The sequence below is a fragment of the Pseudomonas sp. P7758 genome, from assembly GCF_013386485.1.
GTDB lineage: Bacteria > Pseudomonadota > Gammaproteobacteria > Pseudomonadales > Pseudomonadaceae > Aquipseudomonas.
Genome location: NZ_JACARS010000086.1, coordinates 1 through 24,447 on the forward strand (window position 1 = coordinate 1; position 24,447 = coordinate 24,447).

Below are 24,447 nucleotides of genomic sequence, written 5' to 3' on the forward strand. Positions count from 1 at the left end.
AACCCCAACCGCAGCGCTTCATGGGCATCAAACTCATCCCCCGTGAGCAACCAGCGCATGGCATTCCCCCACCCCGCGATCTGATGAAAGCGCAACGTCGCGCCCCCAAAAGGAAAAATCCCGCGCTGCACTTCCATCTGCGCAAACCGGGTATTGCTGGCACACAGATTGATATCCGCCGCCAACATCAACTCGATACCAATGGTCAGGCAGTACCCCTGAGCCGCAACAATCACCGGCTTACTGACCCGGGGCCCCGCGAAAACGCCCCACGGATCACAACCACCCAACGGCGGTTGCCAGCCTTGTGCCATCGTGGGCCCCACATTGGCCAGGTCCAATCCGGCGGTAAAGTGATCGCCATGCCCGAAGACAATGGCCACCCGCGCTTGCTCATTGCGATCAAATTCGCCATACGCCAGGCTCAAATCATTGAGCAATTCCAGGTCGAACGCATTGCGCTTGGCCACGCGATCCAGCCCCAGCAACAGGATATGACCCTGCTGTTCACGGCTGACGCGGCTGTTGGTGGCTTGGTTCATGGGGTGTGCCCTCGGGCGCAAAGGGAGGTTTCGGACCGAAGGGCCCGCTGTTAAGGGTGAACCGTTTAAGCGTCATGACCAACAGGGCCGGGCCTTTGAAAAATAGACCCTGCTGCCTGGATGCGCAAAGCCTTTGATGCAGAGGCGTTTACCTGCGGTTTGCGATAAAAAAAGCTCCCTTTTTCAGCGATTTCCGGTATAGTGCGCGCCGGCCTTTAACCGGGCCGCGTTTAGGTAGCGCAATTCCCCGAAGTCAGCTTCGGCTGCACGTCCGCACAGCGGACTCTTCCTTGACGAATCTTTTTCATTCATTCGTTTTCGCAAATCCCCGCCGACAAAGCAGCCAGGGCGACTCTTGAGTCTCAACACGGCATGCGCAGCTTTGGAGCATGGGTCTTTGCGGATGCACTTAGAGGCAGACCCATGACCCAGGAAACCGGCGGCTTCGCCGCTTTTAATCTTAACCCGAACATTCTTGCTGCCGTCATCGCGACTGGCTACGAAGAACCTTCGGCTATTCAGCAGCAATCGATCCCGATCATCATGGCCGGCCAAGACATGATTGGCCAAGCGCAAACCGGTACCGGTAAAACCGCCGCGTTCGCCCTGCCAATCCTGCACTGCATCGATCCTGCCAAGCGCGAGCCGCAAGCCCTGATCCTGGCGCCAACCCGTGAGTTGGCGCTGCAAGTAGCAACCGCTTTCGAAACCTACGCCAAGCAAATGCCGGGCGTTACCGTTGTGGCCGTTTACGGCGGCGCGCCTATGGGCCCACAACTGAAAGCAATCCGTAACGGCGCACAGATCGTTGTCGCCACTCCGGGCCGTCTGTGCGACCACCTGCGTCGCGACGAAAAAGTGCTGTCGACCGTGAACCACCTGGTTCTGGACGAAGCTGACGAAATGCTCAAGCTGGGCTTCATGGACGACCTGGAAGTCATCTTCAAGGCACTGCCAGCAACCCGTCAGACCGTACTGTTCTCGGCTACCCTGCCACAGTCGATCCGTGCCATTGCCGAACGCCATCTGCGCGATCCGCAACACGTGAAGATCCAGACCAAGACTCAGACCGTTACCGCGATCGAACAGGCTCACCTGTTGGTTCACGCTGACCAGAAGACCTCGGCTGTATTGAGCCTGCTGGAAGTCGAAGACTTCGACGCCCTGATCATGTTCGTGCGCACCAAGCAAGCGACCCTGGACCTGGCCAGCGCCCTGGAAGCCAAAGGCTACAAAGCCGCTGCGCTGAACGGTGACATTGCTCAGAACCAGCGTGAGCGCGTGATCGACTCCCTCAAGGATGGCCGTCTGGACATCGTTGTGGCGACCGACGTTGCTGCCCGTGGCCTCGACGTTCCACGTATCACCCACGTGTTCAACGTTGATATGCCTTACGATCCAGAGTCCTACGTTCACCGTATCGGCCGTACCGGCCGTGCTGGTCGCGAAGGTCGTGCATTGCTGCTGGTGACTCCACGTGAGCGCCGCATGCTGCAAGTGATCGAGCGTGTAACCGGTCAGAAAGTTGCCGAAGTCCGCCTGCCGGATGCCCAGGCCGTTCTCGATGCGCGCATCAAGAAACTGACCAACAGCCTGTCGCCACTGGTGGCTGATGCTGAATCGACCCACGGCGATCTGCTGGACCGCCTGACTGCCGATATCGGTTGCACCCCGCGTGCCCTGGCTGCAGCCCTGCTGCGCAAGGCGACCAACGGTCAGGCCCTGACCCTGGCTGCCATCGAGAAAGAACGTCCACTGGTGCCGAACAACGCTCCGCGCGGTGATCGTCCAGAGCGTACTGGCGACCGTCCGGACCGTGGTGATCGTGAGCGTCGTGCTCCGGTTCCATTGGCTGAAGGCCGTGCTCGCTGCCGTACTGCGCTGGGCGCGCGTGATGGCATCGCTGCCAAGAACCTGCTGGGCGCTATCCTCAACGAGGGTGGCCTGGCACGTGAAGCGATCGGTCGCATCCAGGTGCGTGACAGCTTCTCCCTGGTGGAGCTGCCGGAAGATGGTCTGGAGAAACTCCTGACCAAGCTGAAGGACACCCGCGTTGCCGGTAAGCAGTTGAAGCTGCGTCGCTACCGCGAAGATTGATCCGCCCCCGGGCTGATTGATCGAACATAAAAAATCCCCGACTGGTTCGGGGATTTTTTTTGCCTGCAATCAGGCGAAACGGTAGATGTCCATGCCCAGCGCGCCCATGGTGAAGCCTTGGTGGGCTGCGCTGAATTCACCGCCGGCGCCCCGGGCGAAATACAGCGGCAGCAAATGCTCGTCGCTGGGGTGGCTGCGCACGGCATGAGGTGCCTGGCGACGATAGTCGTGCAGCGCGGCTTCATCGTTGGCTGCCAGTTTGCTGACCATCCAATCACGAAAATCCCGCGCCCAAGGCTCGATGCTCTCCGGCCCGGCATGCCAGTCCAGTTCGCCGAGGTTGTGGGTAATGCTGCCGGAGCCGATCAGCAGCACGCCCTGTTCCCGCAGGCTCGCCAGTGCGTGGCCGACACGGGTTTGCAGGGCAGGGCCCATGCGGCTTGGCAGCGATACCTGCACCACCGGGATATCGGCCGCCGGGTACATCAGCGACAGGGGCACCCAAGTGCCGTGGTCGAAGGGGCGCTGATCATCAATGCGCGCTTCCAGGCCGTCAGCCTTGAGCAACTGCACGATATGGGCGGCCAACTGCGGGTCACCGGGTGCCGGGTACTGCACCGCGAACAGTTCCCGTGGGAAGCCGCCAAAGTCGTGCCAGGTCTCTGGTGCGGCGCTGCCAGTCACGAGCAGCCCCTGGCTTTCCCAGTGCGCCGAGACCACCACAATGGCCTTGGGGCGTGGCAGCTCGGCTGCCAGGCGCTTGAGTGCCGGGCCACTGGCACCGGGTTGCAGGGCAAGCATGGGCGAACCGTGGGAGATAAACAGGCTGGGCAGCATGAGTAGGGTCCTGAGGGTTAAGATGGGACCATCTTCAATCAGATCATTGATCTAAATCTAATATAAGTTTTAGCGCTATTTGATCAAGTTTTAGGGTGAATCATGGAACCTGGATTTTGGCATGAGCGTTGGGCGCGCAATCAGACGGGTTTCCACTTGCCCGAAGTGAATCCTTACCTGCTGCGTCACTGGCCCGGCCTGGGCGTGGCGAACGGGGCGCAGGTGCTGGTGCCGTTGTGCGGCAAGAGCCTGGACCTGGTGTGGCTGGCGAGCATCGGGCATCGGGTGATCGGGGTCGAGTTGTCGGAAAAGGCCGTTGAAGAGTTTTTCAGCGAGCAGGAGCTGATGCCGCAGGTCAGCCAGCGCGGCGCTTTCAAAGTTTTCCAGGCGGGTTCCATCGAGCTGTGGTGCGGGGATTTCTTCGCCCTGGATGCCGGGGCCGTGGTTGGTTGCACAGCGCTTTACGACCGGGCGGCGCTGATTGCCCTGCCACCGTTGATGCGCGAGCAGTATGCGGCGCACTTGAATGGGATTCTGGCGGGAGGCAGTCGTGGCCTGTTGATCACCCTCGACTATGAACAATCGCAGAAGGCCGGCCCGCCGTTCGCGGTGAGCGATGAGGAAGTGCAATTGCTCCTGGGCGGCCGGTGGAGCCTGGATGTGCTGCAGGAGCAGGACATCCTGGGGGACAGCTGGAAGTTTGTTCAGGACGGCGTCACGCGCCTGGACGAGCGGGTGTACCGGTTGGCCAGGCGCTGAAGAGCGCCCACAAAAAAGGGGCGATTGAATCGCCCCTTCTTCTTGTCGCTATCAGCCGCGACGACGCAGTGCGTCAATTCGCTCTTCCAGTGGCGGGTGACTCATGAACAGGCGAGCCATGCCCTGCTTGATGCCACCGTTGATGCCAAAGGCCGTCAGGGTGTTCGGCATGTGCACCGGCAAGCCCTGTTCGGAGCGCAGGTGCTGCAGGGCGCTGATCATCGCGCCGGTACCGGCCAGGCGTGCGCCGGCTTCGTCTGCGCGGAATTCCCGTTTGCGCGAGAACCACATCACGATCGAGCTGGCGAGGAAGCCCAGTACCAGTTCGGCGAAGATGGTCGCCACGTAGTAGGCCATGCCCTGGCCCTGTTCGTTCTTGAAGATCACCTTGTCGACGAAGTTGCCGATGATCCGCGCGAAGAACATCACGAAGGTGTTCACCACGCCCTGGACCAGCGCCAGGGTGACCATGTCACCGTTGGCCACGTGGCCGATCTCGTGGGCCAGCACCGCCTTGATTTCGTCGGGCGAGAACCGCTCCAGCAAGCCCTGGCTGACGGCCACAAGGGCGTCGTTCTTGTTCCAGCCGGTAGCAAAGGCGTTTGCTTCATAGGCCGGGAAGATCCCGACTTCAGGCATCTTGATCCCGGCTTCGCGGGACAGTTGCTCGACGGTCTGCAGCAGCCATTGCTCATGACGGGTGCGTGGCTGGGTAATGATCTGGGTGCTGGTGCTCATCTTCGCCATCCACTTGGAGATGAACAGCGAGAAAATCGACCCGGCAAAACCAAAGACCGCACAGAAGATCAGCAGCTGATTGAGGTTCAGATCAACCCCGTTGGCCGCCATGATCCCATTGAAGCCGAAAAGGCTCAGCGTGATGCTGGCAATCAGCACGACCGCCAGGTTAGTGGCCAAGAACAGCAGAATGCGCATCATGGTTGTAGAATTCTCCTCATGCTTAATATGTCGCGTACTGCGGGGTATATAAGGTGCGGCATGGGGCTATTCAACCGGGGGACTATTTCAAACTGTGTCCTACAGCCTGAATGTAGAGCCTTGAAGGGAATTTCCGAGGCCTGGTGTGGCTCGGCAGCCTCGCCCCATTGCCTTGCAGCCCTGTAATTATAGGGTGATGCCCGAGCAAGGGTGGAGCCGGCAGGTGTAAAAGGCGATACCGCCCACGCAGGGCAGAGAAGTGTTGCCAGATAATCGCTGTACGACCACGGGGGGGCCGTACAGCGCAATGCCCATTACTGGCGATAGGACTTCAGGAAGTTGCCGATGCGACCAATGGCCATCTCCAGGTCATCCACCCGCGGCAGGGTGACCACCCGGAAGTGATCCGGCCACGGCCAGTTGAACGCCGTACCCTGGACCACCAGCAGCTTTTCCGACAGCAGCAGGTCGAGCACGAACTTCTCGTCGTTGAGGATCGGGCACACTTTCGGGTCGATCCGCGGGAACGCATACAGCGCCCCCATCGGCTTGACGCAACTGACGCCGGGAATCGCGTTCAGCAGTTCCCAGGTGCGGTTGCGCTGCTCCAGCAGGCGGCCTTGTGGCAGCACCAGGTCGTTGATGCTCTGGTAGCCGCCCAGTGCGGTCTGGATGGCGTGCTGGCTCGGCACGTTGGCACACAGGCGCATGTTGGCCAGCATGTCGATGCCCTCGATGTAGCTCTGGGCATTGTGCTTGGGGCCGGAAATGGCGATCCAGCCGGAACGGAAGCCCGCCACCCGGTAGGATTTAGACAGCCCGTTGAAGGTCAGACACAACAGGTCCGGCGCCAGGGAGGCGGTGCAGATGTGCACGGCGTCGTCGTAGAGGATCTTGTCGTAGATCTCATCGGAAAACACCACCAGGTTGTGCTGGCGCGCGAGTTCGAGCATGCCCAGCAACACTTCCCTGGAGTAGACGGCGCCGGTGGGGTTGTTCGGGTTGATGATCACCAGGGCCTTGGTGTTCGGGGTGATCTTGGCCTTGATGTCGGCCAGGTCCGGGAACCAGTCGGCACCTTCGTCACACAGGTAATGCACCGGATGGCCACCGGCCAGGGTTACGGCGGCGGTCCACAGCGGGTAGTCGGGAGCCGGAACCAGCACTTCGTCGCCGTTGTTGAGCAGGGCCTGCATGGACATGACGATCAGCTCGGACACGCCGTTGCCCAGGTAGATGTCTTCGATGCCGACACCTTCAACCTGCTTCTGCTGGTAGTACTGCATGACGGCCTTGCGCGCGCTGAACAGGCCTTTGGAGTCGCTGTAGCCTTGTGCGGTAGGCAGGTTGCGGATCACGTCCTGGAGGATTTCGTCCGGCGCTTCGAAACCAAAGGGTGCCGGGTTGCCAATGTTCAGCTTGAGGATGCGATGGCCTTCCTCTTCCAGGCGTTTGGCGTGCTTGAGCACCGGGCCGCGAATGTCGTAGCAGACGTTGGCGAGCTTGTTCGATTTGCTGACCTGCATGGCGATGTGATCCTGAAAATGAACGATCCAGACGGTGTGAAGACTACCGTGCTGAGAATCCTGCGTTGGCCTGACCCATAAATACGTTTGAATGCCGGTAACGCGGGTGCCAGACTGGCGCTTTGAAGAGGCGCAATCATACGTGCCGCCTGATCCATGGAAAAGACACAGATCAGGCTTTTTCAGTTGCCGAGGTGTACCGATGGAAAAGTTGCAGAAAACCGTTGAAGAATGGAAAGCCATGCTCGACCCGGAGCAGTACAACGTGTGCCGCCTCAAAGGCACCGAGCGACCGTTCAGCGGCAAGTACAACGGCACCAAGACCGACGGCGTCTACCACTGCATCTGCTGCAATGAGCCGCTGTTCGATTCCAGGGCCAAGTTTGACTCCGGCTGCGGCTGGCCCAGCTTCTACGAGCCGATCGCCGAGCAGGCCATGGTCGAGATTCGGGATATCAGCCACGGCATGATCCGTACCGAAGTCACCTGCGCCAAATGCGATGCGCACCTGGGCCACGTGTTCCCGGACGGACCGCCGCCGACCGGTTTGCGTTACTGCATCAACTCGGTGTGCCTGGACCTGGTACCGCGCTGAGCCGTCAAGCTCCTGCGGGCTTCGTGCCCGCAGGGGCCGTTATATCAAGGCATAAGTCCCGCCAATTAAATTGCACACAATTGAATTGCCTACTATCGTTCAGTCCTTCTTATCTCTGTAGAGGCACTGCCATGAGCGACAACCTGCTGAGCATCCCTTGCACCACCATCAAGGGTGAGCAAAAGACCTTGGCCGATTTCGCCGGCAAGGCGATTCTGGTGGTCAACACTGCCAGCAAGTGCGGCTTCACCCCGCAATACAAGGGGCTTGAGGAGCTCTGGCAGCATTACAAGGACCAGGGCCTGGTGGTATTGGGCTTTCCCTGCAACCAGTTCGGCAAGCAGGAGCCGGGCAACGAAGGCGCCATTTCGGAGTTTTGCGAGCTGAACTTTGGTGTCAGTTTCCCGCTGTTCAAGAAGATTGACGTCAACGGCAGCGATGCCCACCCATTGTTCGTACAGCTCAAAAAGCAGGCCCCGGGATTGCTGGGCTCCAAGGGCATCAAGTGGAACTTCACCAAGTTCCTGATCGGTCGCGACGGCCAGGTGGTCAAGCGCTTCGCCCCGACCACCAAGCCCCAGGACCTGACCCAAGAGATCGAAGCCCTGCTCAAATGACCGACCTGTCCCTGGCCCTCGACGACCAACTGTGCTTCAAGCTCTACGCCGCCTCCCGCGCAGTCACCCGGGCCTACAAGCCGATGCTCGATCAGTTGGGCCTGACCTATCCGCAATACCTGGTGATGCTGGTGCTGTGGGAATGGCAGGCTGCAGCGGTGTCGCAGCCTACGGTCAAGGCCCTGGGCGAGCGCCTGCTGCTGGATTCCGGCACGCTGACGCCACTGCTCAAGCGCCTGGAGCAGCTTACCCTAGTGCGGCGTCAGCGCAGTGCGCTGGATGAGCGTGAAGTGCACCTGAGCCTGACCGATGAAGGCCGGCACCTGCGCGACCGGGTGCAGCCGCTGAAGGCCCGCCTGTTGTGTGACAGCGGCGTTGATCTGAACCAGGCCGATGCCTTGCGTGACGGTCTGGATCAGCTGTTGCGCCAGATCAAAGACTTGTCGTAGTCGGCACCCACAGATCGAGCAAGGCCTTGAGTTCTTCCCGGCGAAACGGCTTGGCCAGGTAATCGTTCATGCCCGCAGCCCGGCAGCGCTCGCGTTCCTCGGACATGGCGTTGGCCGTCAAGGCGACGATCGGCAAGTCCGGCCAGCGCCCGCTGCGGCGGATCTGCCGACTGGCCTCATAGCCATCCATCACCGGCATATTGCAGTCCATCAACACCATGTCGAAGCCTTGCTCTTCCAGCAGCTTGAGGGCTTCACCACCGTGGGCGGCGACGATTACCTCGCACCCGAGCTTGCCGAGCATGCCCTTGGCCACCAGTTGATTGACCGGGTTGTCCTCCACCAGCAGGATGCGCGCCCGGTGGGCGAGGGGGCCGGTTTCCAGCTGGATCAGGTCCAGGACCAGGTCCGGATCGGTGCGCAAGTTGCGTTGCAGGACCTGGTACAGCGCGGTGCGGCTCAGGGGGCGGGCCTGTTGCTGCAAGGGGGCCAGGGCCGCGACTTCTTCGCTGGGCATGAAGTTGCCGTAGGCGGTTACCACCAGGATCGGGGCGGTGATCATCGGGCGCAGGCGGAACAGGCATTCGGGGCAGTCGGTGATCAGCAGGTCGGGATTCTGCCCGCTCAAGTCATCGTCGATGGAATAACAGTGCGGAGCCAGGCCCCAACTCGGCAGCAGGCTGGTGAGGAGTTCTGCCAGCCCGCTGCTGGTGCTGGTGATGGCGATTACATCTCCAGCCAAAGGCGCCAGGCGCACCGCCGGCAAGTGGGTCGGCAAGGGCAGGTCGGCACAGAACTGGCTGCCAAAGCCAGCTTCCGAGCTGATGCTCAGGCGGCCCTTCATGGCTTCGCACAGGTTGTGGGTCAGCGCCAGGCCCAGGCCTGTCCCGCCGAACTGGCGGGTGATGCCCGCACCGGCTTGGGTGAACGGCTGGAAAATCTTGACCTGGGCATCCTGGGCGATCCCGATACCGGTGTCGCACACCTCGATCCTGACCCGGCCGGCCTGGGCACTGAGGCGTACATCCACCCGGCCGAAACGCGTGAACTTCAGGGCGTTGGACAGCAAATTGCTGACAATCTGCCGTACCCGCGTCGGGTCGCCCAGCACCTGGGCGGGAAACTGCGGGTCGATCAGGCACGTCAGCTCCACGCTGGGCGCGGCGTTTTGCGAGAGCAGGTTGGCGGTGTCTTCCACCAGTGAACCGAGGTCGAACGGGATGCTTTCCAGTTCCAGTTGGCCGGCGTCGAACTTCGACAGGTCGAGGATATCGTTGAGTAGCTCCACCAGTACTTTGCCGGAGTCATGGGCGATCGACAGTTGCTGGCGTTGCTCGGCGTTCAGCGGGCTGTCGAGGGAGAGGGCGATCATCCCCAGCAGGCCGTTCAGCGGTGTACGGATTTCATGGCTCATGTTGGCCAGGAACGCCGCCCGTGCCTGGGCCATGCCCAGGGCCGTCATCTTCGCCGCTTCCAGCTCGTCGTTCGAGAGCGTCAGCCGATGATTGATCGCCTTGAGCTCGGTGGTGCGTGCGGAGACGATGTCTTCCAGTTGGCCGAGGTATTCGGTCAGGCGATTTTCAGCATGCCGGCGTTGCTGGATTTCAGTCTCCATGTTTTCAAACTGTTGGTTGGCGACGTTGACCAGTACGCCGATCTCGTCGTGCTCGTGCCCCGGCGGGCAGTCCAGGCGCTCGTGCTTGCGTGAGCTCAGCTCGCGGATAATGCGCACCAGCGGCTTGGTCAGCATCACGTAGAAAAGCGCCAACAGAATGCCGGTGAGGATCAGGCTGCGGGCGAAGCCGTTGAGCAGGGTGATCTCGGCGCGGTGCAGGAAGCGGCTGCCGAACGCGTAGGTGTCTACGTCAAGACGCAGTACACCGAGGGAATCGTTGGGCATGTGGGCGAGGTAGAGCCGATCTTCGAATTGGCGGTTGGCGCCAAACAGGAAGTCGCTGATGGGCCGGTAGGTGCTTTCCTTGCGCGGGCGATGGACATCGGCCAGCACCAAACCGTTGTTGTCGATCAGTTGTGCATGGGTGATGGCGGGGGAGTGCAGCAGGCCCAGCGTCAGTTCCTGGGCCAGCTCGGCGTCGATGTTGTAGGCGATGCGCGAAGCCGGGTTATGGCTGATTTCAATCAGCGCATGTATTTCCCGGTTGATGGAAGCGTCTTCGCTGGCATAATCAATCCCAATCTGTATCAGGCTGAGCAAGGTTCCCAAGACGAATCCGACCAGCACTGTCAGTCTGGCTTGTTTATAAGACAAGCGGTGGGCGAACTTGATATCCATCGGGTGCTGTACCACTTTACGTTTCCTTTCGCCCGGCAAGCATAGCTGAACATCCACAGGCTCAAACTTGCCCGGCATGAATCGATTTTATTCGGTGCAGCCCTGCACGGTCTGCCTCAGGGTTGCCAATACGCCATCTTTTACAAGAACTTGCCAGAGGAATAGTCGTGGATTCTCGATTGAATGCCTTTCTTGAGCGTGCCGACGCGGTACTGGCTCGCCTGGAGCCCTTGTTGCCTGCCCCGCGCGAAGCCGTTGACTGGAACCATTGCCTGGCTGCCCGTTGGCAGCGCGAAGGTCGCAGCGGCTTTTTATTGCCACTGGAAGTCAGCCTGGATATGCGCCTGTCCGACCTGATCGGCGTGGATAAACAGCGCGAACAATTGGCCCGTAACACCCAACAGTTTCTCGACGGCCTGCCGGCCAACCATGCGCTGCTCTGGGGCTCGCGCGGCACCGGTAAATCGTCCATGGTGCGCGCCTTGCTGGCCCAGCACGCCAAGGCCGGGCTGCGCCTGATCGAAATCGAGCGCGATCACCTGGCGGACTTGCCGCGGGTGGTCGAGCAACTGATCAAATTGCCACAACGCTTTGTGTTGTTCTGCGATGACCTGTCTTTCGAAGCCGGCGAGAGCGATTATCGTGTACTCAAGAGCGTACTCGACGGCTCCCTGGAGCAGGCGCCGGAAAACGTCCTGTTGTATGCCACCTCCAACCGTCGTCACCTGGTGCCCGAGAACCAGAGCGATAACGAGAACTGGAAGACCATAGACGGCGAGTTGCATCCCAACGAAGCGGTGGAGGACAAGATTGCCCTGTCTGACCGTTTCGGTTTGTGGCTGTCGTTTTACCCGTTCAATCAGGAGCACTTCCTGGATGTGGTCGAGCACTGGATCGGCGAGTTGGCGAGCAAGGCCGGTCTGCAGTGGCAACGCGATGAAGAGTTGGACATCCTCGCCGTGCGCTGGGCCACCGGGCGCGGTAATCGCAACGGCCGTTGTGCCTATCAGTTCGCCCGCTACTGGGTGGGCCTCAAGTTGTTGGAGCGTCAACCATGATTGATTTGCAACAGGCTGGAACCGGCCTCGATGGCTACGCCATGCTGCATGCGCAGCTGGAATCGCTGTTGGCGGATGAGCGGGATTTTATTGCCAATGCCGCGCAGTTTTCTGCGTTCCTGTTCAACCAGCTGGATGATTTGAACTGGGCAGGCTTCTACCTCAACCGCAATGAAGAGCTGGTGCTCGGGCCGTTCCAGGGGCAGATCGCCTGTGTGCGCATTCCGTTCGGTCGCGGTGTGTGCGGCGCGGCAGCGGCCTCGCGGCAAACCCAGCGGGTGGAAGACGTGCACGCGTTCCCGGGGCATATCGCCTGTGACAGTGCGTCCAACAGCGAGTTGGTCGTCCCGTTGGTCAAGGACGGGCGCTTGATTGGTGTGCTCGACCTGGACAGCCCATCGCTGTCGCGGTTTACCCCGCAGGATCAGGCCGGCATCGAGCAGTTGGCGGCGATTTTCCTGCGGTTGACCGATTGTTGATGGGGTGAGTCTCCTGCAGGAGCGAGCAAGTTCGCTCCTGCAGGCTATCGACAGTCCAGCACGTCCAGTTGCATCTGCAGTATCCTCTCCAGCTCAAGCATGGATTTCTCTATTGCCTTGATGCCCGCCTCGATAACGTGTGGTGTCTCGCGTTCGCCACACGCCTGCTCCAACGCTTCGCATTGTCCGGACAAGGTATCGGCCTGGATGATCCGGGCGGCGCCCTTGATCTTGTGGGCCTGGTCGATCAGGTCGCCGGGCGCGGCTTGCCGTGCCAGCATGGCCATCAGCTCGACCCGATCATTCCGGCTGCTGCTGAGCAACTCCTCGAGCAAACGCCGGCTCAACTGTGGGTCACCGCCCGTCATCGCGTCCAGGCTTTGCAGGGTAAACACGTTGCGGGTGGGCAGCGGATCGACCTGCGCCAGGTGCTGTTCCAGCGCAGTAAGACTGATGGGTTTGAACAGGCAGTCATTCATGCCGGCGTCAAAGCAGCGTTGTTTCTCCTCGGGCTGCGCGTTGGCGGTGAAGCCGAGTATCACGCACGGGGTTTTCTGTTCGCGCTCCTCATACTCGCGAATGGAGTGACTCAATTCGTAGCCGTTCATGATCGGCATATTGCAGTCGGCAATGACCAGGTCGAAGTGTTCCTGGCGCCAGGCCTGGAACCCCGCAGCACCATGATGGGCCGCGGTGAACTGATGCCCCAGGAAACCCAGTTGCTGGCACATCAGCAAGCGGTTGGCCGGATGGTCATCCACCACCAGCACGTTGAGCACTGGCGCCGGCGTGGCCGCGGCCGGTTCGAGCTTGTCTACGGCCTTGACCGGCGGTAGGCTGGTCATCTTCAGGCTGACGTGGACCTGGGTGCCTACCATGGGCACGCTGCTCAGGCTCAATTGCCCGCCCATCATGGCGCACAGGCTGCGACAGATCACCAGGCCCAGGCCGGCGCCGCTCCTGGCCAGGTGCCCGGAGTTGTCGGCCTGGGCGAACGGCTCGAACAGGCGTAGCTGGTCTTCGCGATTGATCCCGATGCCGGTGTCCTCCACTACCAGTTTCATCTCGATCTGTTGAGGTTGCCCGGTCGCCTTCAGCTGCACCTTGATCTTCACCTGCCCGCGTTCAGTGAACTTGATCGCATTGCTCACCAGGTTCGAGAGCACCTGCTTGAACCGCAGAGGGTCGATCAGTACGTCGGTATCCTCGACATCGGGGGTGAACTCCAGCACCAGGCTCAGGGTTTTCTGGCGCGCCAGGCCATCGAACACGCGGACCACCGACTCGATGATTTCGCGCAGGTTGACCCGCTCCGGGGCCAGGCTCAATCGACCGGACTCGATACGTGCAATGTCCAGAATGTCGCCGATCAACTCCAGCAGGTCCTTGGCCGAGTTGTAGGCGACCTCGATCGCAGGGCGATCAAGATGACCCTGATCGGCGCGCTTGAGTGTCAATTCCAGCATGCCAATGACGGCGTTCATCGGCGTGCGGATTTCGTGGCTCATGGTGGCCAGGAACGTGCTTTTCGCGCGATTGGCCTCGTCGGCGCGTTCCTTGGCGGCGCGCAGTTCGTCGAACAACTGGCGCCGTTCGCTGATATCGATCCAGCCGCCAATGATGCCCTGGACCTCGCCCACGGAGTCGCGGTAGGGGAGGATCCAGTGGTAGATCGTGAGTTTTTTCCCGTGCACGTGCAGGGTGCGATCAAGGATCAACGGTTTACCCTCGGCCACTACCCGCTGGTAGTCGGCATGGTACTGCGCCGCCTCCGTCTCAAGGGCCATGCTCATCTGCGTGATGCTTTTGCCGATGACGTCTTCACGCTTGATGTCGAACGTCTGCAGGTAGCTGTCGTTGCAGGTCTGCAGATAGCCGTTGTGGTCGCGTACGTAGATAGGATGGGGCGTTTCATTGACCAGCGCCCGCATGAACTCGAACTGGTCGTTAAGGGCGCGCTCGGCCAGTTTTCGGTGCTTGATCTGGCGCTGCAGGTAGCCGTTCCAGGCCAGGGAAATCAACAGCAGCAGCCCGGTGCCGATGATGATCTGGGCAATTAGGCGATGGTAATTGCGCCAGTAGCCATCGGACGCTGCGTTGTAGCCGCGCCAGCGGCTGTTGATCGCCGCCATCTCATCCGGGGCGATACTCAGCAGTGCCTTGTCCAGGATCGAACTCAGCTCCGTGGCGTGTCGGGACGTCGCCAGGGCAAACGTCGCAGGCAACGTGCCGATGCTGGAACTGATCTGCAGTTTGTCCTGGAATGCCGGAGAAGAAAGCAGGTAGTTGGCGATCACCAAAGGGTTCACTGCGCCGTCGACTTGCCCCTGTGCCAGCAATTCCGATGCCTTGAAGGTATCCCCGGTTTCCACCAGGTTTATCTGGGCAAATGCCTGCTGCAGGAATTTTTCCAGCTGATTGCCCTGGGTAATCGCCAGGCGCTTGCCGGCCAGTTCTTGAAGGCTTGTGGGCGCGCCCGGCTCTTTACGGGTCAGTAATACGTAGGAGTTTTCCAGGTAGGGGCGGCTGAAGTTCAACTGGGACTCGCGCCCGGTACTGGGGGTAATTGCGCCGATGATGTCGGCTGCGCCGGTCTGCACCAGTTGCATCATGTTGGCGACGTCACGCACGTGTTGAATCTCGAAGCGCAGGCCGGTTCGCAGGCGGATCAGCTCCAGCAGGTCGGCGGTGATGCCTCGGAAGTTGCCGTCGGTATCAAAGAACGTCAGGGGGGCGAGGGTTTCATTGACCACCACCTTCACCACGGGGTTGTCCTTGAGCCAGCGCTCTTCGCGCAGGCTCAGTTGCAGCTTGCGGTCGGTCAGCAGAATGTCGCTGCCCGCACTCCAGCGCTTGGCGATGCTGTCACGCTCATAGGTTGATACGCCATCGAGCACTGAGTCGATGATACTCAGGAGAATGGGTTGATCCTTGCGCAAGGCGAAGCTGAACCCGTGGGCCTCGTGCTTGCCGAAGTTGGCCATGCGGATATTTTTCAGGTAGCCCTTGTTGATCATGTAGTGAGTGGAAATGGTGTCGCCCAGGAATACGTCAGCCTGGTCGAATGCCACGGCATTCAAGGCATTTTGATAGGACGGGTAGGCGTGGATGGTCGCCTTGGGGTACAGCGCCTGCACTTCGTCCATGGGCAGGTAATGGTAGACAAGACTCAGGCGTAGGCCGGCCAGGCCGTCGCCAAGGTCGCGGTTCTCACCTTCACGGGTCACCAGTACCGGCTGATCCACTGCGTAGGGCAGTGACAGGACGATGTCGGGATTCGCCGCTTCAAAACCGTTGGCAGACCCCAGAAAATCGATTTCGCCGTTTGCCAGCGCCTGGATCGCGGCTTCACGGGAGGAGTAGCGCAACACGGTGAGCGGTATCGCCAGTGTCCTGGCCAGCAGCCCGGCGTAATCGGCAGTCAGCCCTTCATAATCACGCCCGCTGGAGGTGATGTCGAAGGGCGGATAGTCGGGTGCAGAGGTGCCCAGTATCAGTTCCCGTTTGTTCTGCAGCCACTGGCGCTGTGTCTTGTTCAGGGGGGTGTCCAGTTGAACGGCACCGGCACGCCCCAGCAGGGCATATTGCTCGGGAACAGTTTGTTCGGCAGGCACGGAAGTGCTGAGGCACACCCCGATACTCAATATGATTAGATAGTCCTTTAATCGCCTGGGCATCCGATTTCTCACACTAGCGCGTTACGTTTTGCCATCTCGATAAGTTCTACCAAGGATTTGGCTTTCAGTTTTTGCATAAGCCTTTTTTTGTAAGTGCTGACGGTCTTGTTGCTGAGAAACATGCCCTTGGCGATTTCCTTGTTTGTCCGGCCTTGGGCAAAAAGTTGTAATACCATGAGTTCACGATCGTTGACGACTTTGAACAGTTCAAGCTCTTCATTGTTATCCGTTTCGTTAGTGCTGCCGTTAAGGGCCTGGCTCGGGAAGTAGTTGTAACCTGACAAGACTGCCCTGATGGCACTGAGCAGTTCGCTCAAGTCACCTTCCTTGCACACATAGCCATCCGCGCCGGAGCGCATGCACCGGGTAGCAAAGAGCTTGGGGGTCTGGGCAGTGAGTATCAACGTCTTGGTCGGCGTACTCATTGCGTTGAACCGACACAGCACTTCCAGGCCATCGAGTTTCGGAATGCCGATATCAAGGATAATCAGGTCAGGCTGACACTCCTTGACCATTTGTATCGCATCACAACCGTTATCGGCTTCTCCCACTACTTTATAGCCTTCGTGTTCTAACAACATCCGAATGGCAAGTCGGATGACGGGGTGGTCGTCAATAATAAAAACTGAGTTCATGATCAAATTCCATACAGGCGCAAATAAAGTCGGCACATTAGCTCACATGGCAATGAAGGAGGATGAACTTGATGTGGAACAAACGTAAAACAAGAATAATCCTACATCAAAAAAAGCAAGGGATTACGCTCTGTGAGGTGTTTGTTGTTTGGGTGTAAGAGTTTTGCGTGGGTGGAATTTAAAAGTAACTGGTCGTGAGGGCGCAGCGTTATAAAGAGGCGTTTTCGGATTGCCCGGGTGTTTAACTTCCTACTTTTCTGTTGAACGAGTAAGGCGTGATTGGCGTATGAGTTCATTCAGCTCAAGGTGGCTTAACGGCTTCGACAAATAGCCAAGTAATGGAAAGTTGCGTCGGGATGCCTGGGCCATCAGGTGTTCCAGTTCATTGACGGGCAGGCCGCTGAGCAATATTGCGGACCTTATAAAGCCTCTGCGGTTGGCAATTTCAATCAACTCCAGCCCGGGCAAGTCGGGCAAACATTGATCACAGAGCAGAATATCGAATGGCACGTCGGTTTGTGTCATCAGCCGCATTGCCTGTTCTGCATTCTCGGCCAGTGCCAGGTCGTGGTAGCCATAGTTTCGTAGCAGGCATTGGGTGGCCAGCAATTGAAAGGGGTGATCCTCCACCAACAGGATGCGAAGTTGTTCGAGCATGGTTTTTTCCATGGAATGGACAAGAGCCCTGAAGACGCTCCACCAGGGCGTGTAGTAAGAAGTTAATGGGCCCGCCAGCTATCGGGCGCAGGAGCAGGTCGAAAGACTGCGGTCAGGGCGCGCGATTATTCATCGCGGCGGGGAAGAACTTCGATCAGGCCGCTCTGTTCCGTGCGTAGGGCGATTCTTTGAAAAGTCGCCCTGGCCATCAGCCAGGGCTCCGATTTATTGCGGGCTGGAGCGGCCGGTCATCTCGCGGGCCATCTCGCTGGCGTAGCTGTCAGTCATGCCGGCGATAAAGTCGATCATGCGCAGGAAGGACGCGTGCAATGACCAGGAGGGATCCGGGGCGCTATTGCCCAACAGGTCGAGGATGCGTCGGTTCTTGAACGACGGGGTGCGACCGCCATGTTGTTCCAGGGCCGCGCCGCAGAAGGCATTCAAGAGGATTTCCAGGGTGGTGTAGGCGCCGATCTCATGCAGGGTCTTGCGCTTGTCCTGGAAAATCTTCTTGCGGGCCATGTCCTTGGCATCCAGCACGCAGCGCTTGGCCGGGCCGTGCATATGTTCCACCAGGTCCCCCGGCAGGGTGCCGGCCAGCAGCGCGTCCTGTTGTTCGACGAACGCCCGGGCCGCGGCGTTGGTCAGGTGTTCGATGGCCTTGCCTCGCAGGATCGCCAGCTTGCGTCGCCGGGAATCCAGCGGGCCGAGTTGCCGATAGGTTTGCGGCAAGTCGTCGCCCACCAGGTCCAGCAGCAGTGACTCGACCTCGGCGTATTCCAGCAGCTCCATTTCCAGGCCGTCTTCGAGGTCGATCAACGCGTAGCAGATATCGTCGGCCGCCTCCATCAGGTACACCAGCGGGTGCCGGGCCCAGCGTTGTTCTTCCAACTGCGGCAAGCCGAGCTTCTGGGCGATCTGCTCCAGGATCGGCAGTTCGCTCTGGTAGCAGCCGAACTTGTGTTTCTTGTAGCCCAGGGAGTCGGCGTGGCGGGCGGTCCAGGGGTATTTCAGGTAGGTGCCCAAGGTGGCGTAGGTCAGGCGGGTGCCACCATCAAACTGGTGGTATTCCAGTTGCGTGAGTACCCGGAAGCCCTGGGCATTGCCTTCGAAATTGAGGAAGTCATTGCGTTCGGCGCTGCTCATGTCATCCAGCCAGCCACGGCCTGAAGCTTGCTGGAACCAGTGCCGGATCGCGTCCTCGCCGGAATGGCCGAAGGGTGGGTTGCCGATGTCATGGGCCAGGCAGGCCGACTGCACCACCATGCCCAGGTCGCTCGGGTCGCACCAGTCGGGCAGGGCACTGCGGATGGTCTCGCCCACGCGCATGCCCAGGGATCGTCCCACGCAACTGACTTCCAGGGAGTGGGTCAGCCGGGTGTGGATGTGATCGTTGCTGGTCACCGGGTGCACTTGCGTCTTGCGGCCCAGGCGGCGAAACGCACCGGAAAAGATGATGCGGTCATGGTCTTTGTGAAACGGACTGCGCCCCAGTTCTTCCGGGCTGTGCAGGGGTTTTCCAAGGCGTTCGCGGGTAAGCAGGGTGGGCCAATCCAAGGCGGGTACTCTCCGTGCGGTGAATGACGGCTCCCAGCTTCCCGGTTCAGCCAGGCCTTCGCAAGCGAAAAACTACAGGCCGGCGGCGTCGATATCGATTAACAGCAAGCGCTGACCGTTATCAAAGAATTGTCCGGCAGTCAGGCAGTACTGGTTGGTCGTGGCATCGCGATAGGTTGAGGACAGGGTCAGCCGCCGCTCCTCCCAACCTTCGGCCAGCAAATGATAAAAATACGGACGCCATGACCAGTTGTGGCCCAGGTAGCGGCTGTCGGCTTGCCAGGCGCCCTGGTGCCATTCGAAGTTGGGTGTCAGTTGCGTGCCATGCCGGTCGCACTGGTAAAAACGCAGCAGCCAGGGAAACGCCGGCAATTGCGGCAGGTGGCTCAGCGGTGCGCGGGTGTGGGCCCAGGTTTGCAGGATCTGCATCAGCTCCGCCAGTTGCTGGCGCAGTTGCATGATCCGGCCACGTTCGGCGAGCTTCTGTTGGACATAGCCGGTGCGCAACTGGGCGAAGCGCGGCACGAATGCTTCGGTGTCGAACCAGTCCAGTTGGGCCTGGGCGAACAGGTAGCCCTGGACATAACGCGAACCGCATTCCAGGGCGAAATTCAGTTGGGCCTCGGTTTCCACCCCTTCGGCGATGATCCAGCAGCCGGTTTTTTCCGCCATTTGCGCCAGTGCCCGTACCACCTCACCGCTCGGGCCACCGCGGGCCGCGGCCTGGAACAGGCGCATGTCCAGCTTGAGAATGTCCGGCTGCAAGGCCAGCACCCGGTCCAGCTGCGAATAGCCGGCGCCGAAGTCATCAATGGCAATCCGCGCGCCGGCCTCGCGGTAGCGCTCGACGACTTCGGCCAGGCGCAGGATATCGCCGCCCAGTTCAGTGATCTCGAACACGATGCGGCTCGGGTCGACGTTATGCAGTTGCAATTGCTTCAGGCTCGGCAGCGCCTGGCCCGGGCGCAGGCGGGTGATCCAGCGTGGCGAGATATTCAGGCTGAGGAACCACTCCTGCGGGGCTTCATGCAGGCGGCTCAGGGCATTGTCACGGATCTGCCGGTCCAGGCGGCGCAAGGCCACCGAGGGCGTGCGCGGGTCGGCGAACAGCGGACCCACCGAGCGCAGTTGGCCATTCGCCTGGCGTAGGCGGCCCAGGGCTTCTACGCCGGCGATGCGGCCGGTGGCGGTGTCGATGAATGGCTGGAAGCAGGCGAGCGGTTGCCCGTCGATCACGGGGCCTCCTTAAAAGACCGGAAATAAAAAAGGCCCGGCCCTCAATGGAGAGGGCCGGGCCTGATCTGTTTGCAAGAATGCAGCCAGCACGCTCAACTTTTGCGCGAAGCACCTTGCATGGCCAGTTTGATCAGCGGGATCAGGCCGGCACCCAGCCGCACCAGGCGGGTCATGGTGCCGATTCCGCCGCCCTTGGCGCCTTTGCCGGTGAGAAACCCCAGCAGCGTCACCACGCCCACGCCCCACAGCGGCGCGTGCTTGATGCCAAAACCGTCCTGCCAGCTCTGGCCCATATTGCGAACCTTTTGCAGCGGCAGCATCAGTTGCTGGGACTCGTGACGGATTTCCTGGCGGTGCATTTCCATGCGCAGGCGGATCAACGCCTTGCGCATTTCTCGCCGGGAAGTGTTTTGCGGCAATTCAGTCATGCTCATGGCAGCAGGCGCTCCCGGTCGTTGGCCAGCTCTTCGAGGGTGGCGTGGAACGGCGTGGACTCATCGAACACCGCCGCCTTCAGGCGCAACCCGCAGAATGCTGCGGCCAGTATGTAGAACACACACAGGCTGATAATCCCGGTCAGGCGGTAGGTATCCCACACCAGAATCATCACCAGCGCCGACAAACCCACCAGCAACAGCAAGGCAAACACCAGCGCCAGGCCGGCGAACAGCAACAGGCTGACGGTGCGGGCTTTCTGCTCCTGCAACTCGATGCCGAACAGCTCGACATGGCTGTGCAGCAAACCCAGAACAGCCGCGCCCAGGCGCCGTGAAGTAGAACTTGGGCCCGTGGACGAGCCGGATTCGCCGATAGACATGATTAGCGCCTTGTAGCCAGCAGGCCGATCAAAAAGCCCACGCCGGCCGCAATGCCGACGGACTGCCAGGGGTTGGCCTGCACATAGTCTTCAGTGGCCGTGACCGCCGCCTGGCCGCGTTCGCGCAGGGAGTCTTCGGTCAGTTGCAGGGTTTCACGGGCCTTGAGCAGGCTTTCGTGAATCTTGCTGCGAAGCTCGTCAGCCTGGTCACCGGCGAGGATCGCCGTGTCGTCCAGCAGCTTCTCGGTATCGCTGACCAGGGTTTGAAAATCCGCCATCAGTATTTCTTGAGCAGTCTTTGCCGTTTTTCTGGCCATGGTTATCTCCGTGAGTGGCTGGTCTGTTTACTTCTGGTTTCGAGTCACCGGTGTCGGTGAAGGTTCACTGCAATTGTCTGGTACAGCTTTTGCTTTGCCTTGGTGCGCAGGCCCGAGGCCTTGCGCTGAATCCGGGCGGTTGGGGCTCAAACCCTGAAAAACCTTACCCTAAATAACTAAAACTCGCGGAAAAACCCTGTCGGATTCTGCCTTTTTCAATGATCGCTGCGCCAAAGCGGTTCACGGCCTCAAACGAGGGTCGGATCGTTGGTGCCAATTTAGTGCGCATCATGAAGGTCATGAACTGCTTTGGTGCTTTTTCCTGCATCTGCAGGCCTGCCATCCTCCATGGAAAATTTGCAAAGCGCGGTGGACACCCTCGTCCACAGCTCCAACACGCTGTTCATTCTGATTGGTGCGGTCATGGTCCTGGCCATGCACGCCGGCTTTGCCTTCCTGGAAGTCGGCACGGTGCGCCAGAAGAACCAGGTCAATGCCCTGTCGAAAATCCTCAGTGACTTCGCGATTTCAACACTGGCCTATTTCTTTATAGGCTATTGGATCTCCTACGGGGTGACCTTCATGCAACCGGCGGCGGTGATCAGCGCCGACCACGGCTACGGCCTGGTGAAGTTCTTCTTCCTGCTGACCTTCGCGGCGGCGATCCCGGCGATCATTTCCGGGGGAATCGCCGAGCGTGCACGGTTTGTTCCGCAACTGTGTGCCACTGCGTTGATCGTAGCCTTCATCTACCCGTTTTTCGAAGGCATGGTGTGGAACGGCAACTACGGCCTGCAAGCCTGGTTGCTGGCCACCTTCGGCGCCAGCTTCCATGACTTTGCCGGCAGCGTCGTGGTGCACGCCATGGGCGGCTGGCTGGCGCTGGCGGCGGTGCTGTTGCTGGGGCCAAGGCAGGGGCGTTATCGGGAAGAGCGCCTGGTGGCGTTCGCGCCGTCGAGCATTCCATTCCTCGCGTTGGGCTCGTGGATCTTGATCGTCGGCTGGTTCGGCTTCAACGTCATGAGTGCGCAAACCCTGTCCGGGGTCAGCGGGCTGGTGGCGGTCAATTCGTTGATGGCGATGGTCGGTGGCACGGTAGCGGCATTGGTGATCGGCCGTAACGACCCAGGCTTCTTGCACAACGGTCCATTGGCCGGGTTGGTGGCGATCTGTGCCGGTTCCGACCTTATGCACCCGGTGGGCGCGTTGGTGACCGGCGTGGTGGCGGGCGGCTTGTTCGTCTGGTTCTTCATTGCCGCCCAGGATCGCTGGAAAATCGACGATGTGCTGGGTGTATGGCCGTTGCACGGGCTGTGCGGCGTGTGGGGCGGGATTGCCTGCGGGATCTTCGGCCAGACCGTCCTGGGCGGTTTGGGCGGCGTGAGCCTGATCAGCCAGTTGATCGGCACCGCGCTGGGGGTAGTGGTAGCCCTGGCCGGCGGCTTCCTGGTGTATGGGGTGATCAAGCGCGTTTACGGGCTGCGCTTGAGCCAGGAAGAGGAGTATTACGGCGCGGATTTGTCGATCCACAAGATTGGCGCGGTCAGTCAGGATTGAGGGGCGCGTCCCCTTCGTTCTGGTTGCAGCCATGTAACAGCCGGTACCGGCTCTGGCGCACTTCATCGACACGGCCTTGCACCTGCTGCTCCGACAACCCCAGCAGGATCAACGCATGTGAGGCGAGCATCAGGCTCGACTCCAGCAACTCGGGCACCACTTCAGTGGCGCCGGCGGCTTTCAGTTCGGCCAGCTGACTGTCGTCGCGGGTGCGTACCAGGATCGGCACGGTCAGGTTGATCCGCCGCGCTTCGTTGAGCACGGCCAGGGCGACGTCGCTGTTGTCCACCGCGATCACCACCAGGCGCGCACGTTCCAGGCCGACCGCGCTGAGCAGGGCGCCACGGCGGCAGTCGCCGTAATGCACGGCGCTGTCTTCGGTAGACGCTTCCTGGACTCGCTCCGGGTCGTCATCAAGGGCAATGAACGCCTGTTGTTCACGGTGCAGGAAGCGTCCGATGGACTGGCCAACCCGGCCGTAGCCGCAGATCACCGCGTGGTCGCGCAGCTCGGCATTCAGGGCCGTAATCTCTTCAAGCTGTACTTGCTGGTTGGGCTTGCGGTGCAGGCGCAGGGCAATCGCGGGTGCAGCCCTGAGCAACAGCGGAGTCAATAGCATCGAGCAGAAGGTGGCAGCCAGCAGCAGGCCGCTGATGTCGGCGGGCAGCAGGCGGCTTTGCTGCATTTGCGCCATCAAGGCGAAACAGAACTCGCCGCCCTGGGCCAGCGCCAGGCCGCTGCGCCAGGCGGTTTCACCGTCGCTGCCGCGCAGTTGCACCAATAGCGCGACCACACAGCCTTTGATCAACATCAGCGTGAGGGTCAGGCCGAGAATCAACAGGCTATGACTGACGAACAGTTGCAGGTCGATCAGCATGCCGATGCTGACAAAAAACAGTCCTAGCAGGATGTCGCGAAACGGCCGGATATCGGCTTCGATCTGATGGCGGTAATGGCTTTCCCCCAGCAGCATGCCGGCGAGAAACGCACCGAGTGCCGGGGACAGGCCCAGCAAGTGGGTCAGCCAGGCGGTGAGCAGTACGATCACCAGTGCCAGCAGCACGAACAATTCGGCCGAATGGGACGCCGCCACCTCACGGAACAAACGCGGCAGCAACCAGCGGCTGGCCAGCAGCAGGCCGAGGAACAGCACCACGGTTTTGCCCAGGGTCAGTGGCAATGCCCAGTACCAGGCTTGCTCGCTGTTACCGGCGAACACTGGCACGAGGGTCAGCAGCAATACGGCCACTACATCCTGGAACAGCAATACCCCAATCGCATTCTGGCCATGGCTGCTGAAGATTTCGCCGAGGCTGGTCAGCTCCTTGCTGACGATGGCGGTGGACGACAACGCCAGCCCAGCACCGAGCAACAGCGCGGTCGTCGGCGACAGGCCGAACAGTGCCAGCAAACCGCCCAGCAGCAACCCGCAGCACAGTACCTGCAGGCTGCCCAAGCCAAACACCACCCGGCGCAGGCTGAGCATTTTGTTGAGAGAAAACTCCAGGCCCAGGGAAAACAGCAGGAACACCACACCCAGTTCGGCAAGGTCTGGCAACTCTTCGCTGTCATTGACCCAGTCGAGGGCGGTGGGGCCCACGGCCAGGCCAACACACAGATAGCCCAGCACCGGCGGCAGTTGCAGGCGACGAAACAGCGCAATCACCACCAGGGAGGAGGCCAGGATAATCAGCAGGTTGGCAAACACATGCAGCTCCATTGCAGGTATTACGGGAAAAAAGTCGCGAGAGTCGCTGAATCAGTTATACGCCATGCTGATCTGGGTCAGGCTTTTGCAGTGTC

22 protein-coding genes are annotated in these 24,447 nt (G+C 60.3%); 8 read left to right on the plus strand and 14 right to left on the minus strand.

The window, feature by feature from the left end; genetic code table 11:
• A partial coding sequence (locus HX873_RS19170) for a crotonase/enoyl-CoA hydratase family protein (RefSeq protein WP_177123046.1) occupies positions 1–542 on the minus strand: 542 nt, incomplete at its 3' end.
• A 423-nt stretch (positions 543–965) separates the two neighbouring features.
• Between HX873_RS19170 and HX873_RS19175 the strand changes: the two genes are divergently transcribed.
• Positions 966–2,639 (plus strand): DEAD/DEAH box helicase, encoded by a 1,674-nt coding sequence (locus HX873_RS19175; protein ID WP_003209050.1) that lies wholly within the window; start codon positions 966–968, stop codon positions 2,637–2,639.
• A gap of 69 nt (positions 2,640–2,708) precedes the next feature.
• Here HX873_RS19175 and HX873_RS19180 read toward each other — a convergent pair whose 3' ends face one another.
• Positions 2,709–3,476 carry a class III extradiol ring-cleavage dioxygenase gene (locus HX873_RS19180; RefSeq protein WP_177022170.1) on the minus strand — a complete coding sequence of 256 codons (768 nt, stop codon included), beginning with the start codon at positions 3,474–3,476 and terminating at the stop codon, positions 2,709–2,711.
• Between the two features lie 102 nt (positions 3,477–3,578).
• Here HX873_RS19180 and HX873_RS19185 point away from each other — a divergent pair, with 102 nt between their 5' ends.
• Entirely contained in the window at positions 3,579–4,235 is a 657-nt protein-coding gene (locus tag HX873_RS19185) for a thiopurine S-methyltransferase (RefSeq protein ID WP_177069003.1), read from the plus strand.
• A 51-nt stretch (positions 4,236–4,286) separates the two neighbouring features.
• On the opposite strand, the gene htpX is transcribed toward HX873_RS19185, so the two are convergent.
• Positions 4,287–5,174: a protease HtpX gene (gene htpX, locus HX873_RS19190; protein ID WP_003209055.1), complete on the minus strand. Its 888-nt coding sequence runs from the start codon at positions 5,172–5,174 to the stop codon at positions 4,287–4,289.
• A gap of 314 nt (positions 5,175–5,488) precedes the next feature.
• The gene (locus HX873_RS19195) at positions 5,489–6,700 is read right to left on the minus strand and encodes a pyridoxal phosphate-dependent aminotransferase (RefSeq protein WP_003209058.1); all 1,212 of its coding nucleotides are present in this window, start codon (positions 6,698–6,700) and stop codon (positions 5,489–5,491) included.
• A gap of 202 nt (positions 6,701–6,902) precedes the next feature.
• Here HX873_RS19195 and msrB point away from each other — a divergent pair, with 202 nt between their 5' ends.
• The 3 genes from msrB to HX873_RS19210 all read left to right on the plus strand — a co-directional run bounded on the left by msrB (position 6,903) and on the right by HX873_RS19210 (position 8,361).
• Positions 6,903–7,295 carry a peptide-methionine (R)-S-oxide reductase MsrB gene (gene msrB / locus HX873_RS19200; RefSeq protein WP_087694771.1) on the plus strand — a complete coding sequence of 131 codons (393 nt, stop codon included), beginning with the start codon at positions 6,903–6,905 and terminating at the stop codon, positions 7,293–7,295.
• A gap of 131 nt (positions 7,296–7,426) precedes the next feature.
• Complete coding sequence (locus HX873_RS19205; protein ID WP_003209061.1) at positions 7,427–7,912, plus strand: glutathione peroxidase; 486 nt, start codon at positions 7,427–7,429, stop codon at positions 7,910–7,912.
• Positions 7,909–8,361: a MarR family winged helix-turn-helix transcriptional regulator gene (locus tag HX873_RS19210; RefSeq protein WP_087694772.1), complete on the plus strand. Its 453-nt coding sequence runs from the start codon at positions 7,909–7,911 to the stop codon at positions 8,359–8,361. The genes HX873_RS19205 and HX873_RS19210 overlap by 4 nt, the downstream gene beginning before the upstream one ends.
• Here the strand turns inward: HX873_RS19210 and HX873_RS19215 are convergent.
• Complete coding sequence (locus HX873_RS19215; RefSeq protein WP_177123047.1) at positions 8,345–10,654, minus strand: response regulator; 2,310 nt, start codon at positions 10,652–10,654, stop codon at positions 8,345–8,347. The two genes, HX873_RS19210 and HX873_RS19215, sit on opposite strands and share 17 nt — an antisense overlap.
• A 167-nt stretch (positions 10,655–10,821) precedes the next feature.
• Between HX873_RS19215 and HX873_RS19220 the strand changes: the two genes are divergently transcribed.
• Positions 10,822–11,712 (plus strand): ATP-binding protein, encoded by an 891-nt coding sequence (locus HX873_RS19220; protein WP_003209065.1) that lies wholly within the window; start codon positions 10,822–10,824, stop codon positions 11,710–11,712.
• On the plus strand, positions 11,709–12,191 hold the full coding sequence (locus tag HX873_RS19225; protein WP_003209067.1) for a GAF domain-containing protein: 483 nt from the start codon (positions 11,709–11,711) through the stop codon (positions 12,189–12,191). The genes HX873_RS19220 and HX873_RS19225 overlap by 4 nt, the downstream gene beginning before the upstream one ends.
• Before the next feature lie 44 nt (positions 12,192–12,235).
• On the opposite strand, the gene HX873_RS19230 is transcribed toward HX873_RS19225, so the two are convergent.
• The 8 genes from HX873_RS19230 to HX873_RS19265 form a co-directional block, all read right to left on the minus strand.
• The gene (locus HX873_RS19230; RefSeq protein ID WP_177123048.1) at positions 12,236–15,868 is read right to left on the minus strand and encodes a transporter substrate-binding domain-containing protein; all 3,633 of its coding nucleotides are present in this window, start codon (positions 15,866–15,868) and stop codon (positions 12,236–12,238) included.
• Between the two features lie 8 nt (positions 15,869–15,876).
• Positions 15,877–16,503, minus strand: a complete 627-nt coding sequence (locus HX873_RS19235; protein WP_003209072.1) for a response regulator transcription factor — start codon at positions 16,501–16,503, stop codon at positions 15,877–15,879.
• Between the two features lie 249 nt (positions 16,504–16,752).
• The gene (locus HX873_RS19240) at positions 16,753–17,160 is read right to left on the minus strand and encodes a response regulator (protein ID WP_003209073.1); all 408 of its coding nucleotides are present in this window, start codon (positions 17,158–17,160) and stop codon (positions 16,753–16,755) included.
• Positions 17,161–17,385: 225 nt separating this feature from the next.
• Entirely contained in the window at positions 17,386–18,717 is a 1,332-nt protein-coding gene (locus HX873_RS19245) for a deoxyguanosinetriphosphate triphosphohydrolase (protein ID WP_003209075.1), read from the minus strand.
• A 72-nt stretch (positions 18,718–18,789) separates the two neighbouring features.
• Complete coding sequence (locus HX873_RS19250; RefSeq protein WP_177123049.1) at positions 18,790–19,953, minus strand: EAL domain-containing protein; 1,164 nt, start codon at positions 19,951–19,953, stop codon at positions 18,790–18,792.
• Positions 19,954–20,045: 92 nt separating this feature from the next.
• Positions 20,046–20,387 carry a hypothetical protein gene (locus HX873_RS19255; protein ID WP_008432159.1) on the minus strand — a complete coding sequence of 114 codons (342 nt, stop codon included), beginning with the start codon at positions 20,385–20,387 and terminating at the stop codon, positions 20,046–20,048.
• Complete coding sequence (locus tag HX873_RS19260) at positions 20,384–20,770, minus strand: phage holin family protein (protein WP_003209078.1); 387 nt, start codon at positions 20,768–20,770, stop codon at positions 20,384–20,386. Before HX873_RS19260 ends, HX873_RS19255 begins: the two co-directional genes overlap by 4 nt.
• A gap of 2 nt (positions 20,771–20,772) precedes the next feature.
• Complete coding sequence (locus HX873_RS19265) at positions 20,773–21,087, minus strand: YqjD family protein (protein WP_003209080.1); 315 nt, start codon at positions 21,085–21,087, stop codon at positions 20,773–20,775.
• A 348-nt stretch (positions 21,088–21,435) separates the two neighbouring features.
• On the opposite strand from HX873_RS19265, the gene HX873_RS19270 reads away from it, so the two are divergent.
• Positions 21,436–22,644: an ammonium transporter gene (locus HX873_RS19270; protein WP_177123050.1), complete on the plus strand. Its 1,209-nt coding sequence runs from the start codon at positions 21,436–21,438 to the stop codon at positions 22,642–22,644.
• On the opposite strand, the gene HX873_RS19275 is transcribed toward HX873_RS19270, so the two are convergent.
• On the minus strand, positions 22,631–24,352 hold the full coding sequence (locus tag HX873_RS19275) for a monovalent cation:proton antiporter-2 (CPA2) family protein (RefSeq protein ID WP_102368451.1): 1,722 nt from the start codon (positions 24,350–24,352) through the stop codon (positions 22,631–22,633). The genes HX873_RS19270 and HX873_RS19275 overlap by 14 nt on opposite strands.
• Between the last annotated feature and the right edge of the window lie 95 nt (positions 24,353–24,447).

Coding starts and splice junctions, on each gene's coding strand:
- HX873_RS19265 (WP_003209080.1), bottom strand. CDS start 21,087: ATGGCCAGAAAAACGGCAAAGACTGCTCAAGAAATACTGATGGCGGAT.
- HX873_RS19235 (WP_003209072.1), bottom strand. CDS start 16,503: ATGAACTCAGTTTTTATTATTGACGACCACCCCGTCATCCGACTTGCC.
- HX873_RS19240 (WP_003209073.1), bottom strand. CDS start 17,160: ATGCTCGAACAACTTCGCATCCTGTTGGTGGAGGATCACCCCTTTCAA.
- HX873_RS19270 (WP_177123050.1), top strand. CDS start 21,436: ATGGAAAATTTGCAAAGCGCGGTGGACACCCTCGTCCACAGCTCCAAC.
- HX873_RS19225 (WP_003209067.1), top strand. CDS start 11,709: ATGATTGATTTGCAACAGGCTGGAACCGGCCTCGATGGCTACGCCATG.
- HX873_RS19210 (WP_087694772.1), top strand. CDS start 7,909: ATGACCGACCTGTCCCTGGCCCTCGACGACCAACTGTGCTTCAAGCTC.
- HX873_RS19180 (WP_177022170.1), bottom strand. CDS start 3,476: ATGCTGCCCAGCCTGTTTATCTCCCACGGTTCGCCCATGCTTGCCCTG.
- HX873_RS19175 (WP_003209050.1), top strand. CDS start 966: ATGACCCAGGAAACCGGCGGCTTCGCCGCTTTTAATCTTAACCCGAAC.
- HX873_RS19195 (WP_003209058.1), bottom strand. CDS start 6,700: ATGCAGGTCAGCAAATCGAACAAGCTCGCCAACGTCTGCTACGACATT.
- HX873_RS19255 (WP_008432159.1), bottom strand. CDS start 20,387: ATGAGCATGACTGAATTGCCGCAAAACACTTCCCGGCGAGAAATGCGC.
- HX873_RS19205 (WP_003209061.1), top strand. CDS start 7,427: ATGAGCGACAACCTGCTGAGCATCCCTTGCACCACCATCAAGGGTGAG.
- HX873_RS19215 (WP_177123047.1), bottom strand. CDS start 10,654: ATGGATATCAAGTTCGCCCACCGCTTGTCTTATAAACAAGCCAGACTG.
- msrB (WP_087694771.1), top strand. CDS start 6,903: ATGGAAAAGTTGCAGAAAACCGTTGAAGAATGGAAAGCCATGCTCGAC.
- htpX (WP_003209055.1), bottom strand. CDS start 5,174: ATGATGCGCATTCTGCTGTTCTTGGCCACTAACCTGGCGGTCGTGCTG.
- HX873_RS19230 (WP_177123048.1), bottom strand. CDS start 15,868: ATGCCCAGGCGATTAAAGGACTATCTAATCATATTGAGTATCGGGGTG.
- HX873_RS19185 (WP_177069003.1), top strand. CDS start 3,579: ATGGAACCTGGATTTTGGCATGAGCGTTGGGCGCGCAATCAGACGGGT.
- HX873_RS19260 (WP_003209078.1), bottom strand. CDS start 20,770: ATGTCTATCGGCGAATCCGGCTCGTCCACGGGCCCAAGTTCTACTTCA.